At 61.7% G+C, this 13,746-nt stretch carries 18 protein-coding genes, 1 pseudogene and 1 other annotated feature; of the genes and pseudogenes, 18 read left to right on the top strand and 1 reads right to left on the bottom strand.

Annotated features, from left to right (window positions below; all coding sequences use genetic code 11):
* Positions 1-81 precede the first annotated feature (81 nt).
* The 6 genes from FE851_RS24470 to FE851_RS24445 all read left to right on the top strand — a co-directional run bounded on the left by FE851_RS24470 (position 82) and on the right by FE851_RS24445 (position 2,613).
* On the top strand, positions 82-585 hold the full coding sequence (locus FE851_RS24470) for a hypothetical protein (protein WP_261371178.1): 504 nt from the start codon (positions 82-84) through the stop codon (positions 583-585).
* A 324-nt stretch (positions 586-909) separates the two neighbouring features.
* On the top strand, positions 910-1,299 hold the full coding sequence (locus FE851_RS24465; protein WP_130754830.1) for a DUF3768 domain-containing protein: 390 nt from the start codon (positions 910-912) through the stop codon (positions 1,297-1,299).
* An 11-nt stretch (positions 1,300-1,310) separates the two neighbouring features.
* Positions 1,311-1,598: a hypothetical protein gene (locus FE851_RS24460; protein ID WP_022684642.1), complete on the top strand. Its 288-nt coding sequence runs from the start codon at positions 1,311-1,313 to the stop codon at positions 1,596-1,598.
* Positions 1,595-1,861: a hypothetical protein gene (locus tag FE851_RS24455; RefSeq protein WP_004213311.1), complete on the top strand. Its 267-nt coding sequence runs from the start codon at positions 1,595-1,597 to the stop codon at positions 1,859-1,861. Before FE851_RS24460 ends, FE851_RS24455 begins: the two co-directional genes overlap by 4 nt.
* Positions 1,862-1,873: 12 nt before the next feature.
* Positions 1,874-2,083, top strand: a complete 210-nt coding sequence (locus tag FE851_RS24450) for a hypothetical protein (RefSeq protein ID WP_004213310.1) — start codon at positions 1,874-1,876, stop codon at positions 2,081-2,083.
* Entirely contained in the window at positions 2,080-2,613 is a 534-nt protein-coding gene (locus FE851_RS24445; protein WP_022684643.1) for a hypothetical protein, read from the top strand. Before FE851_RS24450 ends, FE851_RS24445 begins: the two co-directional genes overlap by 4 nt.
* A gap of 41 nt (positions 2,614-2,654) precedes the next feature.
* On the opposite strand, the gene FE851_RS24440 is transcribed toward FE851_RS24445, so the two are convergent.
* On the bottom strand, positions 2,655-2,945 hold the full coding sequence (locus FE851_RS24440) for a hypothetical protein (protein WP_022684644.1): 291 nt from the start codon (positions 2,943-2,945) through the stop codon (positions 2,655-2,657).
* A gap of 463 nt (positions 2,946-3,408) precedes the next feature.
* Between FE851_RS24440 and FE851_RS24430 the strand changes: the two genes are divergently transcribed.
* The 12 genes and pseudogenes from FE851_RS24430 to FE851_RS24375 all read left to right on the top strand — a co-directional run bounded on the left by FE851_RS24430 (position 3,409) and on the right by FE851_RS24375 (position 13,737).
* Complete coding sequence (locus FE851_RS24430; RefSeq protein WP_022684645.1) at positions 3,409-3,645, top strand: hypothetical protein; 237 nt, start codon at positions 3,409-3,411, stop codon at positions 3,643-3,645.
* A 399-nt stretch (positions 3,646-4,044) separates the two neighbouring features.
* Complete coding sequence (locus FE851_RS24425) at positions 4,045-4,305, top strand: hypothetical protein (protein ID WP_022684511.1); 261 nt, start codon at positions 4,045-4,047, stop codon at positions 4,303-4,305.
* A gap of 2 nt (positions 4,306-4,307) precedes the next feature.
* Complete coding sequence (locus FE851_RS24420) at positions 4,308-5,759, top strand: DUF4942 domain-containing protein (RefSeq protein WP_022684510.1); 1,452 nt, start codon at positions 4,308-4,310, stop codon at positions 5,757-5,759.
* Positions 5,760-6,075: 316 nt separating this feature from the next.
* Positions 6,076-6,324: a hypothetical protein gene (locus tag FE851_RS24415; RefSeq protein WP_006953897.1), complete on the top strand. Its 249-nt coding sequence runs from the start codon at positions 6,076-6,078 to the stop codon at positions 6,322-6,324.
* The gene (locus tag FE851_RS24410) at positions 6,321-7,130 is read left to right on the top strand and encodes a hypothetical protein (protein ID WP_022684509.1); all 810 of its coding nucleotides are present in this window, start codon (positions 6,321-6,323) and stop codon (positions 7,128-7,130) included. The genes FE851_RS24415 and FE851_RS24410 overlap by 4 nt, the downstream gene beginning before the upstream one ends.
* Positions 7,131-7,142: 12 nt before the next feature.
* Positions 7,143-7,559: pseudogene (locus FE851_RS27080) on the top strand (DUF6884 domain-containing protein); the annotation flags it as partial.
* A 499-nt stretch (positions 7,560-8,058) separates the two neighbouring features.
* Positions 8,059-8,116, top strand: a sequence feature (sul1 is cis-regulatory element that is thought to sense ions involved in sulfur or methionine metabolism; They are found in Alphaproteobacteria).
* Between the two features lie 140 nt (positions 8,117-8,256).
* Positions 8,257-9,537, top strand: coding sequence for an SAM-dependent methyltransferase (locus FE851_RS24400; protein ID WP_022684507.1), 1,281 nt, complete (start codon positions 8,257-8,259; stop codon positions 9,535-9,537).
* 65 nt (positions 9,538-9,602) lie between these two features.
* Positions 9,603-11,087 (top strand): SulP family inorganic anion transporter, encoded by a 1,485-nt coding sequence (locus tag FE851_RS24395; RefSeq protein ID WP_022684506.1) that lies wholly within the window; start codon positions 9,603-9,605, stop codon positions 11,085-11,087.
* A 12-nt stretch (positions 11,088-11,099) separates the two neighbouring features.
* Positions 11,100-11,954, top strand: coding sequence for a universal stress protein (locus FE851_RS24390; RefSeq protein WP_022684505.1), 855 nt, complete (start codon positions 11,100-11,102; stop codon positions 11,952-11,954).
* Between the two features lie 2 nt (positions 11,955-11,956).
* Positions 11,957-12,295 (top strand): TraR/DksA family transcriptional regulator, encoded by a 339-nt coding sequence (locus FE851_RS24385; protein WP_022684504.1) that lies wholly within the window; start codon positions 11,957-11,959, stop codon positions 12,293-12,295.
* A 21-nt stretch (positions 12,296-12,316) separates the two neighbouring features.
* Positions 12,317-12,529, top strand: coding sequence for a cold-shock protein (locus FE851_RS24380; RefSeq protein WP_022684503.1), 213 nt, complete (start codon positions 12,317-12,319; stop codon positions 12,527-12,529).
* A gap of 8 nt (positions 12,530-12,537) precedes the next feature.
* A complete protein-coding gene (locus FE851_RS24375; RefSeq protein WP_022684502.1) occupies positions 12,538-13,737 on the top strand; it encodes an MFS transporter in 1,200 nt (399 codons plus the stop codon).
* Positions 13,738-13,746: the final 9 nt, after the last annotated feature.

The following is a 13,746-nucleotide window of genomic DNA, read 5'->3' as shown; positions in this document are numbered from 1 at the left end:
AGCCGTTACCTACCTACTGCGCAAACCGTTGCGTCGCGGCAGCATGAGCAGCTTAACCGGATCGCGGAAACGTCCGCTGACATGCGCCAGCTGGCCGCGCGTTCAGCGCAGGAGCTTGCCTTTTTCCGCGATCCCAAAGGGCCGATGCACCACCTTCAGCTGATTGAGCAACGCCGCTATCATCAGATCGAAGTCAATTGGTCCGAGGGCATGGACCCGCTGCAAAGAGTCCGCGCCATCAGCGCGGGCGCCGCAGATTTCCTTTCGAAAATGACCGACCGCGACATTCAGGCCGCCGACCGCGCGCTACGTCTGCAAGTCATGCCTCCCGGCGTCAGTCAGGTTGATCTACGCCTTGCTGCGCAATTCGAGAAAAACTCGCCTGAGCAGAACCGCGCCGACGCCAGGTTCGCACAATTCCAGCTCGCCATTGATAAGCGCGTCGCGACAGCTACCGAGCGCGGCGCATCGAAGGAACAGCTGGCGCAGATCGTCGAAAGCGCAAAGGCCCATGTCGCCGCAACATTGCGCGAAGGCAAGTCACCGACGCCGACCGCCGAGAAATCAAAGGACCGCGAGCGCTGAAAATGAGCGGCCAGGGCCGCGCGCCTAGTAGTCTGTCAGCTGCCACATAGGAAGGAGCGGCCCAGGGCCGCGCCCCGTCAGTGGTGGCAGCTGCCACCGGGGAACACCAAGGGCACCCGCCCTTTCGTTCCCGAAGCATAATCGCCAGGACCGGGTTGCTCGACAAGTTCGGCCAGTCCCGGCGCGCTCGCGCGCCGGGGCCTCCCTAGCCGTGCCGCCCGCACCACTCCCATCGATTTTGCTCCCCCCTCCCCAGCCCGCGCTTCGCCAGCGGGTCAGAGCCGCCGGCCGCAGGCAGCGGCTTCGCCTAAAGGAGTGAGGAAAATGGAAGCGACGACTGACCAGATCGCCACCGTTGCGGCGCTGAACGACATTGCGCGGCGAACGATGGGCGTGACTTGTCGCACCGTGATTACGCAAGGCATCGCGGCGCTGGACGAGAATACGCAGTCCGACATTCTCAAGATGATCGAGGGCTTTGAGGATTTCACACCCGACAACGATCCTCACGGCGAGCATGACGCAGGTTTCCTTTATCGCGATGTGATCGGCCAATGGCATACCCGCTGGACCGACGACAGCGCACGCCCAGCCCTCTCGGTCATGTGGAAGTTCGACTATTACGACCGCGATCTTGAATTTGGCAGCGCCGAACCGTGGAATCCCGATGCCACAACTCGCGTGCTCACCATTCTCCTAACCAGCGAATATTGAGGGAGGCCACCATGACCAAATCGCCCCCGGTGATCGAGCTTAGCTGGCGTGATGAGAATTACGGTTCCGTCTGCGCTGTCGCCGCCTTCCGCAACTATGCGGGCACATTGGATTGGAGCGACCGCACCCACCAGCGGTTTCGCGGATGCCTGAAACGCGCAGGCTTCGCCTTCCACGATGGCCGGTGCAGCTACATCGCCACCAGCGGCACCTGCGAGGATCGGCAGCGCGCCCTTTGTGACGAGCTGGCCCGCGCAGGATTCCAGATCGACAGCGGCGACGTGAGGGCAGAGGCATGAACCGCGAACGCCGCAAGCAGATCGCCGCCGCCCGCGTGCTGATCGACAAGGGCAAAGCCCTGTTGGATGAGGCGCGCGACATGCTTGAAACCGTCAAGGATGACGAGCAGGCCGCCCGCGAGAATCTACCACCCAGCCTTGAGGACAGCGAACGTGCGCAGGCGATGGACGCCGCAGTTTCCGAACTGGAAAGCGCGATTTCAGCCCTTGAAGACTTCGACGCCGACGAGATCGGCACGCAACTCGACACCGCCAGCGAATAGGAAGGATTGACCATGCAACCCATGCGCCACCTAGATCGAGACACGCGCCGCGCCCGCCTTCTGGCGGCGCGCACGCGCCCCGTCGGCGGCATCAACCGGCGCGGCATCTTCACCGGCCATTGGGACGGTGGCGATGTTGTGCGTCAGTTTCGCGGCGACAACGGATCATGGATCGGCCTTGCCGCCTACAAGGCGAAAGAAGAGCCGGAGCCGCAGCCATGAAAATCAGCAACACGGCGACCGCCGTTCGCGTCACCCTCTCCCCCACCGAGATCAGCGATTTGCAATTTGTGATCGAGGCGGCCGAGCGCGCGGGGCATTATATGCCCGCGCGCGTCCTCAACATCATGGCGGCGCTGACGCGCAGCGCCGACGATGTTCGGATGAAACAGGCCATGAAGCGGGCGGAAAAAGATCGCGTGACGCGGATCGAGCAGGACCGGCGCGCGCGCGAACGCCAATTCATGCTAGGCGACCGATACAGCGTCATGGCGAGCCGCGCCGACTACGCCGATGCGTCTTCTGATCCGGATGCGCGCCAATGGGTTGACCTGGTGTTTCATGAAATCATGCAGAGGCCGCTTCCCGATCAATACGAACTCCGGCGCGACGTGTGGCGTGTCCACGTTGTCCAACTGGACGGCGGCACGCTTGGCGCTGTTGTAGGCGGCGATTGCACTCAAACCGCCGACCCCGCCGAAATTACTTCCGTGGCGGAACAGCTGATCGCCCACTTCGAGGGCAGAGCTTGACGCGCGTGGAGCGGTGGCAGCTGCCACCGCTCCAGAGAGATCTAGAATCTGGCGATCAAAGGTAGCAGCGCCGCCGCTTGGCTTCCCAGGACCGGCACCCAATAATTCGCGGCGCGGTAATCAGGGCCGTGATCGACCGCCATCACCCCAAAGACATATCCGATCATTGGCAGCGTCCACAGCAGACGCCCGCCCAGGTCCACGCCCATCAGCACCAGCGCAACACCAAGCACAGCCCAAAGCGGAATCAGTCGTTCCATGATTTCGCGATGACGGACTATTCGCCATGCACTTTCCCGGTCATCGGCGCTAACCTGCGATACGAGGCCCATAGCTTCCCCTTTTCATCAACGGTCGCCGGCGATCATCCAACGGTTTCACGAAAATGTGAAGCACTTCGCGCGCATTCTCGCCAATCCGTTGTATAGCCCTCATCGAGCGAGGGCGAGGGACTGTGACAGCGGCCCTTCGCAAATCCTCTCGCTCAAAGGAGGTGATGTGATTTGACAGCATATGAAGCAGCTCAATTGACGATCGCAGCCGTCGCGCTCGTGATCGCAATTGTGAAGCTGGGGAAGTCCGATAAGGGCTGATCCAGCGGGGCGGGTGGCCTGACAGGGCCGCCCGCCCTAAATGTTTGAACCCGCCGTGTGACAGCACGGCGGGTTCAGGTAGGTGCGCGAAATGAATCAGCACACGAAGCATTGCCTATATAGCCCTGTTCCCTTGCGAATCCAATAACCGGCGTGCGCGCGTGGTGTTCCCCGTCTGTTCCCTTTGGCGCATAAGCGCCCAATGGCCGCGAACTATAACCGCCCCAAGCCCATTGATCCTATCTGGTATCGGCAAGGCTGCTATCTGCGCATCCATTGCGCTTGTGGTCGCCGCGTCGTCGCTCCGCTGGGCGACTTCGCCCGCTCACGCCGCATTTCTTTCGATACCCGCATTTACGAGCTGATCGCGCGGCTTCGGTGCAGCCAGTGCCGCCGCAAGCCTTATGCGGACGTGTCGCGCAACCGCTCGGGCAATTAAAATGACGGAGGATCCGATTGCTCGGATGCTTCCGGCGCTATCCGTTGGGCATGTCGCCGGCGACATGCCGCAGCATCCGCTAGGTCGCCGCTATGCTATGACCTGGCGGGCGCTTTTCCCTAGATTGAGGCGGCAATGCCGCCGCGTCCGCTGTTCGACTTTGGGGCCTGTTCCTGCCCCCTCCCGCAAGGGCTGGACCGTCTCGGCCGCTGTGCGGCCTCGCTTGGCGATCAGGCGGGTTTCCCCGCCCTTCCTTCGCTTCGCTCCGTGCAGGACGGGTGATCCCCCTCCCCCCTGATCGGCCCTGACTTGCGGCATTCCCCGCCCCTGCTCGCCGCTGGGCAGAAGTCGATGACCCGTCATCGCCTTCGGCTCCATTCAAGGCAGGGAAAACAGCACATGACCGACATTCCGTTGGCAACGATTCTTCGGATCAACGCCGCACGCACCATTCCGCTCGCTCGCTATGAGGAAGAGGGCAATTTTGACCGCTTCGGCTACATCAAAGACCTTGCCGAAAATCATGGCGCTGACCTTCCCGCCGTCATCGAGATTGCCGACCTACTAGGACCGGATGAAGATTTTGACGGCCTTGTGACCACCATCGAGGACGCCGCCGAGGGCTTCGGCTTTGGTGCTCTTATCATCGGGGGGGCGTGAGCATGGGCCAGGAGCTTATGACGCCCGCGCAGATTGCGGATATTTGCGACGGCCGAGATAAGGCCATAGCCCTTTGGCTGGGCCTCTATGACACCTACCATGCAACCCGCGACGAGGCGGCGCGCCTGACCCTTGGCGGCGCATTGTCACTGTCATGTGGCCGCGACTGGACCGAGGACACGTTGACTCGCGCTTTCATCCAGTCGCAGCCTATCGACCAGCGCGACAAGGAGACGGGAGCGCGCCAGACCATCGACGCACGCGACAATTTCGAGCGCGTCTTGACGCACACGATGGACCGCCGGTGCTGGGCGGCCCTCATGGAGCAGCTGGGTTTCGACCAGCTGCTAGACCAGCAGGCCCGAAAGGAGTTTCATGACGGCTTGCGCGATGATCCCGTGCCGTTCACGCCCGACAACTGCGCCGCGACTTTCGGGAATATCTGGACCAACCGGCGCGACCTCTATTTGCGCGGCATCGCCAACGTCTTCGCCAAGCTGGATCGCCGCTTTCGCTCGCACAACGGTTTCAAGATCGGCGCGCGTCTCATCATCGACCGCGCCTTGAACGAATGGGGATCATGGGACCGATACGAGCGCCGCGACACGTTGCGGGACGTGGAGCGCGTCTTTCTGGAACTGGACGAAAAGCCCCCTGTTTCAGAGGGCCACAGCATCGCCTCACAGGTTGCCGATGCCGCGCGCGTGCGCGGATCGCTGCCAACCGTGATCGAGGGCGACTATTTCCGCGTTCGCATTTTCAAGAATGGCAATCTTCACATATGGTTCGAGCGCGACGACCTTCTGCAGAGCGTGAATTTGTTGCTCGCGGAATATTACGGCGAGGCCATCGGTGATGGTTACGAAACGACCGAGGCAGAAGCGGCCCCGGCCTATCATATCACGCCCGCCAAGAACTTCGGCGCGTTCATGACTTCCCCGGAGATCGCCGCCCAGGTCATCGAACATGCGAGGATCAGCACAGGCCAGCGCGTTCTAGAGCCTAGCGCGGGAAAGGCCGCGCTTGCTTCGGCCGCGCGCAACGCTGGTGCCGATGTAACTTGCGTGGAGCTGCAACCGGGCTTCGCCCACGAACTACGCGTAATCCATGGCTTTGCCGATGCGATCGAGGGCGATTTTCTCGCATTGGACCCGGCCCATTACACACCGTTCGACGCGGTGATAATGAACCCGCCTTTTGATCGAGGCCGCGACTGTGACCATGTGCGCCATGCCCTCGCCTTTCTCAAACCGGGAGGCGTGCTGGTGGCGATCATGAGCGCGCGGGCAGAGTATGGCGAGGATCAGCGCCACAAGGCGCTACACCGCATGATCGCTGGTTGCGAGGCGATCTATTTCCACGGTCGCAAATGGATCGACCTTCCCCCCGGTTCTTTCGCCCACGCCGGAACCAACGTGAACACTGTTTTGCTTGCGATCCGCAAGCCGGGTTGATCGGTGCAGGCGGTGGCAGCTGCCACCGCCTGTCCTGGCGCAGATTGAGGCGGCAAGCCGCCGCGCTGATTTGTCGCGTTTGGGGCCTGTTCCTGCCCCCTGCCGCAAGGGCTAGACCGTCTCCGCCGCTGCGCGGCTCCGCTTGGCGATCAGGCGGGTTTCCCCGTCCTTCCTTCGCTGCGCTCCGTGCAGGGCGGGTGATCCCCCTCCCCCCTGATCGGCCCCGTTTGCGGCATTCCCCGGCCCAGCGTCGCCCGCTTTCGGCAGAAGTCGATGACCCGTCATCGCCTTCGGCTCAATTAGGAAGGGAAAGCCCATGAAAATCCGTATCTACCGCCAGACCGAGCAGGACTTTGACCGGATCGAGATCGAGGGCGCGACCTTTGAAACCATCGTCAGCCGGGCAGCGGTCGAGGGGCTTCAATGCAGCGGTTACAACAGCAATCCGAGCCAGCGGCTTGAGTTGCAGGGCGCACCGAAATTCAAGGGCGTTTGCGGTCCTATGTGGGATGGCGATGCGATCCGCTACGAGTGCAGCGCCACCTATGCGGAGTTGAGCGCATGAGCGCCGCCGCCGCGATACGCACCGCGCAGGCCAACCAGCTGGGCGACCAGATCATTGCCGCAGGCTTCGCGCCAAACGGCTTTGTGCTGGATATTAACGGGGCGCTTGATGTGCCCCGTGACTTTCCCCTTTCCGCGCCGTGGAATCTGCCGTCGCGCCTGTTTCAGTTCCCCATAGAGGTTATCCGTGCAGAGCAGGACGAGCCGCGCAAGATCGGCCTTCGCCATCCTTTGCTTGCCGCCCATCCTTTCGTGCAGCACGTCGAGCGCGCGCTAGGGATCGAGATCGCCCGCGATGGCGTGACGAACCGCCACGGCTACAGCAACCGCGTTCATTCGCTCTGGCATCATGCGGTGGACCTTATCAGCGCCGGGAAATGGCGCGAATTGCTCGAAACGCAGGAGTTCACCGAACCACGCAACATCTTCAAGGCCGTTGCCTATGGCCTTCGCCACTCGCACCATGAGGACAAGAAGGCGAGCGGCCATATCAACACCGCCGAGGCCCGCCAGATCATGCGCGCGATGGACGCCACCGAGCCGACCGACCGCGCCGCGCTGATCCTAAGCCTTTCCGCCCCGTCCCCGTGCAAGCAGGACCGCAGCGCCGAATATTGGGCGATCAACGCTCACGGCCTTTGCGCCGAAGATGAGGCATGGGCCTTCATCGTCGGGATCGAGGACGGTTGGTTTTCCTATGACCGTGCCGGTTTCCTGCAATGGTCGACCAAGGGCCGCGACCGCTACGCCGCAGGCGATAGCGACAGCTTCACCGAGGCGAGCGGCCAGACCGCTTTCGCCTTTTAAGGGGAATCGAGCATGGCCCGCCATTGCATCCGAGAACCCCGCTACGTTCCCCCGGTGCAACGCATCGGGGAACAACCCGACCTGTTCGGCGGCCCGACCCTTTCCCACGTTGCCGAGCGCAAGGGACCGCCGAAAGGATGGCAGCGCCAATTGCAGAAATGGGGCCGCTGCACCGTCATTGCCGATCTTGAGGTAGCGCCGCCGTCTGTCATCGACCCTCCCCCGTCCCCGTCTCCGGTTTTCCTTGTCGCTTGCGTTGCTGCGAAGCTGGACCGCCCCGCCCCGGCGCGCGATCTTTACGCATCGCCATGGTTCCAGAAGGCCCGTGCCTATGTCGAACGACAGGGCGGCGCATGGTTCATCCTGTCAGCAAAGCATGGCCTGATCGCCCCGGAAACCGTCATCGCGCCCTATGACGAAACGCTAGGTGTAGGCGCTTGCAATCATGACGGCGTCTGCTCGCAAACAGCCAGATTTCCTGCTCACGCTATCTGCCACTGGCGGGTGGCATCCTGCTCGAATTATCTGCCAGTGTGCTCGCCATCATCCGGCGCTGCTTGCAAACGGGGCGTCGTGCTCACGCTCCCCGCCCGTGGGTTCTCCAAACCCGTCGCCGGCAGGCGCTTTTGCGAAGCAGGTTTTCAGAACAGTTCTGACAAGCGGCGGGCGGCAGAAATGCGTTGCGGTCATGGCCCGCCGGCAAGGTCGTCAGAAAGGAAGGTTTTTGCGAACAGCGGGTGGCGCATAAAACGGGCACAGATATACGTTTACGACTGAACCAGTCGAAGCGCGCTGGCCGCGACCGTCCCGAATGGGATGGTGTTTTGGGACAGATAGCTTGTTTGGAGGTAGGCGCTAAGCTCGTCGAGGTGCCTACGCAGTTTCCTCTTGCGCAGGAGATTCATTTCGTCTAAGTGCGCCGGCATCCGCCGGACCTAGCGCTTTATGCTAGGTGGCTCGGCCCGGCGCCTATCCCCGGGATAACCTGACAAACCCCGCCGCTTGCTGACCACCTTGGTCGCTGCCGCTTGGGCTTGTCCCCCCGTTAATCTGATCGCTGACACTCGGCCTTTCGCAGCCCTGTGCTGTGCAGCACGCGTGTACGCTCAGCTAAGGTTATTAGCCGATGACGCTTTGCGCGGTACAATCCGACGACCAAGACCGCTTGTTCGATTCCACCCACGTCCATCCGGGGCGTGCCCTTTCCCTTCTCCTCGATCGTATTCTGACGGTCGGCAACTTAGCTTTTGTGGATGGTAGCTCTGGCGAGCTGCTCCACTTCGGTGACCGTTCCGGTCCAGAAGTCATCCTTGGCCTTACCGCGGCAGCGGCCCGCCGGATCGTCGCCAACCCTGATCTCGCACTGGGTGAGACGTTCGTCGATGGCGAGCTGGTGCTAGTCAAAGGCACGCTTGCCGAGTTCTTCGCGCTGGTGTTTCGCAACCAGGCGGCGCTCGAGCTGTCTCAGTCCAATCTTGGCAACGTCGCACTTCGGCTTAAACGCCGGTTTCAACAGACCAATGCGCGCCTGCGCTCGCGACGCAATGTTGAGCATCATTACGACCTATCGCTAGACCTCTACCGGCTCTTTCTCGACGCCGACATGCAGTACAGTTGCGCCTATTTCGCCGAAGCTGGAATGACGCTGGAGGAGGCGCAGCTCGCCAAAAAGCGCCACCTCATCTCCAAGCTGTTGCTGGAGCCCGGCCAGCGCGTTCTCGACATCGGCTGCGGATGGGGTGGAATGGCGCTCGAAGTTGCCGCCACTGAGCAAGTCTCGGTACTCGGTGTTACCCTGTCTGGCGAACAGCTCCGGGTAGCGCGCGAGCGCGCCTCGCTCAGCAACGCGCGCTTCGAGCTTACCGATTATCGCGACGTTGAAGGCTCGTTCCACCGGATCGTTTCAGTCGGCATGTTCGAGCATGTCGGCGTCCCCAACTACGACACCTTCTTCCAAAAGGTCGCCGAGCTGCTGACAGATGACGGCGTTGCGGTGATCCACTCGATCGGTCGCAAGGACGGACCCGACATCACCAATCCCTGGATCGAGAAGTACATCTTCCCGGGCGGCTATATCCCGGCACTGTCCGAGGTGCTGCCGGCAATCGAGCGTGCCGGTCTGTGGGTCACTGACATCGAGATCCTACGGCTTCACTATGCTGAGACGCTGGTCGAGTGGCAGCGGCGTTTTCGCGCGCATCGTCCACAGATCGCAAAGCTCTACGACGAACGCTTCTGCCGCATGTGGGACTTCTACCTCGCAGCAAGCGAAAGCGCGTTCCGGCACCAGGGACACATGAACTTTCAAATCCAGCTCGCACGGCGTGTCGACGCCGTGCCGCTCACCCGGGACTACATCACCGACAGAGACCGGGCGAACGCCCGGCTGATGGCTGACACCGCCTGAAGCGGGGTTGCCGTTGAATGCATGACGCAGGTCGAACCTGCACACACCTTTCAAGCAGAGGCTTCATGACAAGCATCACATCGATAAAACAGGATTGGCTATCCAATCCAAAGGGAGACGCCCTGGCGGGCATCGTTGTCGCGCTCGCCTTGATCCCGGAAGCGATCGGCTTCTCGATCATCGCCGGCGTCGATCCAAGCGTCGGGCTATTTGCCTCCTTCTCGATCGCCGTCATCATTTCGCTGGTGGGCGGTCGCCCGGGCATGATCTCGGCTTCAACCGCGGCAATCGCCGTTCTCGTCCTGCCGCTGATCCGCGACCACGGCGTCGAGTACCTGTTCGCTGCGACGATCCTGATGGGCATCATTCAGGCGATTGCCGGATTTCTGAAGCTCGACCTGCTGATGCAGTATGTGTCTCGCTCGGTGATCACCGGCTTCGTCAACGCACTGGCGATCCTCATCTTCATTGCGCAGCTCCCCCAGCTCACCAATGTCGGGTGGGAAACCTACGCGATGGTGGCAGTGGGGCTGGCCATCATTTACCTATTCCCGCGCCTGACAAAGGCGGTGCCGTCGCCACTGGTAGCGATCGTCATTCTCACGGCCGTATCGATCTACGCAGGGATCAAGGTCAACACGGTTGGTGACATGGGCAAGCTGCCCTCGTCGCTTCCTTCGTTCTGGATCCCACAGGTGCCGTTCACGCTCGACACTCTGCGGATCATCTTTCCGTTCTCGTTGACAATGGCCGCCGTGGGCTTGCTCGAATCGATGATGACCGCCCAGATCGTCGATGATCTGACCGACACGCCCTCGAACAAGCGTCGCGAGATGAAGGGGCAGGGGATCGCCAATTTCCTTACCGGCTTCCTCGGCGGCATGGGCGGCTGCGCCATGATCGGTCAGTCGGTCATCAACATCAAGTCAGGCGGCTCGACGAGGCTTTCGACCTTCGTTTCCGGCGTCTTCCTGCTGTTCCTGATCGTCGTCCTGGGACCGCTGGTTGCCCGCATCCCGATGCCGGCGCTTGTCGCAGTCATGATCATGGTGTCGATCGGCACCTTCTCGTGGGGATCGATCAAGAACCTCAGGAGCCATCCGTGGCAGTCGTCGGTCGTCATGCTGGTGACGGTGCTGGTGGTCGTCTCGACCCATGACCTCGCCCAGGGTGTGGTCGCCGGCGTGGTGCTTTCAGGCCTGTTCTTCGCCAGCAAGGTCAAACGCCTGTTCGACGTCTCGTCGGAGCTGAGCGGCGACGGCAAGACGCGCACCTACCGCGTGTCGGGTCAGGTGTTCTTCGCCTCGTCCGAACGGTTCGCCGACGCCTTCGACTTCAAGGAGGTCCTGGATAGCGTCGTTATCGACGTTTCCGCGGCGCATTTCTGGGACATTTCAGCAGTCGGCAGCCTCGACAAGGCGATCCTGAAGTTCCGCCGCGAGGGCACGCACGTCGATGTTCTCGGCCTCAACCAGGCAAGCGCGACGATGGTCGACCGCTTTGCCATTCACGATAAGCCCGGCGCCGAAGCAGCGCTGGGTGCTCACTAAGGAGAGGGCATCATGAGCCGTATCTTGGCGTGTATCGACGCCTCCACTTACGCAACCAGCGTCGTCGATCTGGCAGCATGGGCTGCAAAAGGCCTCGGTGTGGATGTCGAACTGCTCCACATCGTTCAACGAAAAGACGCGATCGCCGCACGGCACGACCACAGCGGAGCAATCGGTCTCGGTGTCAAAAGTGAGCTGCTCGAAGAGCTGACCCGGATCGAGGAAGCAGCTGGACGTCTCGCGATCGAGGAAGGGCGTATCCTCCTCGACGCGGGCATCGAACGCCTGAAGGGCCATGGCGTCACTGTGTCGTCGATGCACCTGCATGGCGGCATCGTCGAGACGATCGTCGAGCGTGAGGCCGATGCCGGCCTTCTCGTGATCGGTAAGCGTGGTGCATCAGGCCAATTCGCCATGGAGCACATTGGCTCCAAGGTGGAGCGCGTCGTCCGCGCCAGCGACAAGCCGGTGCTCATTGCGCCGCGCGAGTTCAAGCAGACCCCGCGTTCGGTGGTCATCGCCTACGACGATAGTGCGGCTGCGACCCGCGCCGTCGCCATGGTGGCGGCGTCACCGCTGTTCAGCGGCCTGCCTGTGCACCTGGTATCTGCAGGCGTCCGTGAACCCGACGGCCACGATATCCTTGCAAGGGCGGCCGAGCCACTCCGCATGGCCGGATTTAGCGTCGACACGTTTGTGGACGAAGGAAAGCCTGAGCAGGTTATCCCGGATTACCTGATGGCGAACGCTGACAGCATCCTGGTCATGGGAGCCTATGGCCACTCGCCACTGCGTACCCTCATCGTGGGCAGCACGACGACGACGATGATCCGGACCGTCCACGTTCCAGTGCTGCTGGTCCGTTAACGATGGACCTCGACCCCAACGCCGTTCGCCAGCGACTGCTCGCCAGGCGAGCGGCGCTGGTCGATGAGGACAGACTGAGCGAAGCAGACCGCGCCCCGGTCACGCTGGATCAGGAAAGTGTCGGCCGGCTTTCAAGGATCGACGCCATGCAGGTCCAGGCGATGGCGCTCGCATCCCAGCGGCGTCGCGCCCAGGAGCGAGAGCGGATCGATGCTGCTCTCAAGCGCATCGACAGCGGTGAGTATGGCTGGTGCGTGACCTGCGGCGAGGAGATCGCGATCGCCCGGCTAGATCATGCACCCGAGGTGCCGACGTGCCTTGAATGTGCACGAGGCACCTGACGCTACAATAAGGAGAGGATCATGCCGACCGGCACGGTCAAATATGTCGATGCGAAGGGGCAATATGGCTTCATCTCGCGCGACGACAAACAACCCAAAGTTTTCTTGCATATCAAAGCCGTGCTGCGCGCCGGAGTTGGCGAGATACGCAAACACCAACGCTGGTCTTTTGACCTTGCAGAAGGCCGTGATGGACGACCTCAAGCCGACAATCTGTCCCTCTTACCCGATTGAGATTACCCATGCTCACCTTCTTGCGCGCCAACTTTCGATGGCTCGCATGTGGATTTCTGCTCACGCTTTTCTCATCGTTTGGGCAAACCTTCTTCATCGGCTTATCCGGCAGTGAAATCCGTAGAACGTTCCACCTTTCGGGCGGGGCTTTCGGCGGACTTTACATGCTGGCGACGCTTGGAAGTGCGTTAACGCTGCCGTGGCTAGGGCGTCTTCTCGATATCATGCCGGCGTGGCGCGTTGCGCTCTTTGTTCTTCCGGCGCTGGCGGCATCCTGTCTGATCTTCCCTTTCATGCCGAACGTGGTCGGGTTGGCGATCGGCCTCTACCTGCTTCGGCTGTTTGGGCAGGGCATGATGACGGAGACCGCGTACACGGTGGTGGGACGCTGGTTCTCGGCAAATCGTGGTCGTGCAATCTCATTGATCGTCCCCGGCCACCAGACTGGCGAGGCTGTGCTGCCGCTGGCGTTCGTCCTCATCAGCTCATGGCTTGGATGGCAGGGCGCCTGGGTACTGGCGGCAGCTACCATCCTGCTGGTGGCCTTCCCACTGATCGTGTTTCTGCTCAGGATCGAGCGTGTACCTCAAAGCGAGGTCGTGTCGGCCGACATACCGGCGGTGCGTGACTGGACGCAGGCCGAGGTAGTCCGTGATCCGACCTTCTGGCTGCTTCTGGCAGGGGTGCTGGCGCCCCCTTTTATCGGCACCACCATCTTCTTCCATCAGGGATATCTGATCGACTTGCGCGGCTATGACCGACTTGCCTTCGCGGCCGCGTTCCCCGTGATGGCAGTCACAACGGTGATATTCGGTCTGGTCTGTGGTGCGTTGATCGATCGCTACAGCGCCGTGCGCATCTTACCCTTTTTCCTCTTTCCTCTGTTCATTGCCATCCTGGTTGCCGCTCTGGTGACCCCTGTCTGGGGCATCTACCTGTTCATGCTGCTGTTCGGGGTCAGTTACGGCTTCACGTCGACCCTGTTGGGCGCTCTATGGCCGGAAATATACGGCACCGCGCATCTGGGAGGTATCCGGGCGATCACTGTGTCGGGAATGGTGCTTGCTACCGCTGTAGGTCCCGGCCTCACCGGCACGTTGATCGATGCCGGCGTCGCACTGCCCACCCAACTTCTCTGGATGGCAGGATGGTGTGTGATCGCGTCGGGCGTCCTCTTCTTCGTGTCGCACCAGCTACGACGCAGATAACAAACCGTA

This window comes from Sphingobium sp. B2, from assembly GCF_007693735.1.
GTDB lineage: Bacteria > Pseudomonadota > Alphaproteobacteria > Sphingomonadales > Sphingomonadaceae > Sphingobium > Sphingobium xenophagum.
Note: the sequence above shows the minus strand (reverse complement) of the source record. Positions and strands in the feature narration are given on the sequence as shown.

Coding starts and splice junctions, on each gene's coding strand:
- FE851_RS24470 (WP_261371178.1), top strand. CDS start 82: ATGCGCCAGCTGGCCGCGCGTTCAGCGCAGGAGCTTGCCTTTTTCCGC.
- FE851_RS24465 (WP_130754830.1), top strand. CDS start 910: ATGGAAGCGACGACTGACCAGATCGCCACCGTTGCGGCGCTGAACGAC.
- FE851_RS24460 (WP_022684642.1), top strand. CDS start 1,311: ATGACCAAATCGCCCCCGGTGATCGAGCTTAGCTGGCGTGATGAGAAT.
- FE851_RS24455 (WP_004213311.1), top strand. CDS start 1,595: ATGAACCGCGAACGCCGCAAGCAGATCGCCGCCGCCCGCGTGCTGATC.
- FE851_RS24450 (WP_004213310.1), top strand. CDS start 1,874: ATGCAACCCATGCGCCACCTAGATCGAGACACGCGCCGCGCCCGCCTT.
- FE851_RS24445 (WP_022684643.1), top strand. CDS start 2,080: ATGAAAATCAGCAACACGGCGACCGCCGTTCGCGTCACCCTCTCCCCC.
- FE851_RS24440 (WP_022684644.1), bottom strand. CDS start 2,945: ATGGGCCTCGTATCGCAGGTTAGCGCCGATGACCGGGAAAGTGCATGG.
- FE851_RS24430 (WP_022684645.1), top strand. CDS start 3,409: ATGGCCGCGAACTATAACCGCCCCAAGCCCATTGATCCTATCTGGTAT.
- FE851_RS24425 (WP_022684511.1), top strand. CDS start 4,045: ATGACCGACATTCCGTTGGCAACGATTCTTCGGATCAACGCCGCACGC.
- FE851_RS24420 (WP_022684510.1), top strand. CDS start 4,308: ATGGGCCAGGAGCTTATGACGCCCGCGCAGATTGCGGATATTTGCGAC.
- FE851_RS24415 (WP_006953897.1), top strand. CDS start 6,076: ATGAAAATCCGTATCTACCGCCAGACCGAGCAGGACTTTGACCGGATC.
- FE851_RS24410 (WP_022684509.1), top strand. CDS start 6,321: ATGAGCGCCGCCGCCGCGATACGCACCGCGCAGGCCAACCAGCTGGGC.
- FE851_RS24400 (WP_022684507.1), top strand. CDS start 8,257: ATGACGCTTTGCGCGGTACAATCCGACGACCAAGACCGCTTGTTCGAT.
- FE851_RS24395 (WP_022684506.1), top strand. CDS start 9,603: ATGACAAGCATCACATCGATAAAACAGGATTGGCTATCCAATCCAAAG.
- FE851_RS24390 (WP_022684505.1), top strand. CDS start 11,100: ATGAGCCGTATCTTGGCGTGTATCGACGCCTCCACTTACGCAACCAGC.
- FE851_RS24385 (WP_022684504.1), top strand. CDS start 11,957: ATGGACCTCGACCCCAACGCCGTTCGCCAGCGACTGCTCGCCAGGCGA.
- FE851_RS24380 (WP_022684503.1), top strand. CDS start 12,317: ATGCCGACCGGCACGGTCAAATATGTCGATGCGAAGGGGCAATATGGC.
- FE851_RS24375 (WP_022684502.1), top strand. CDS start 12,538: ATGCTCACCTTCTTGCGCGCCAACTTTCGATGGCTCGCATGTGGATTT.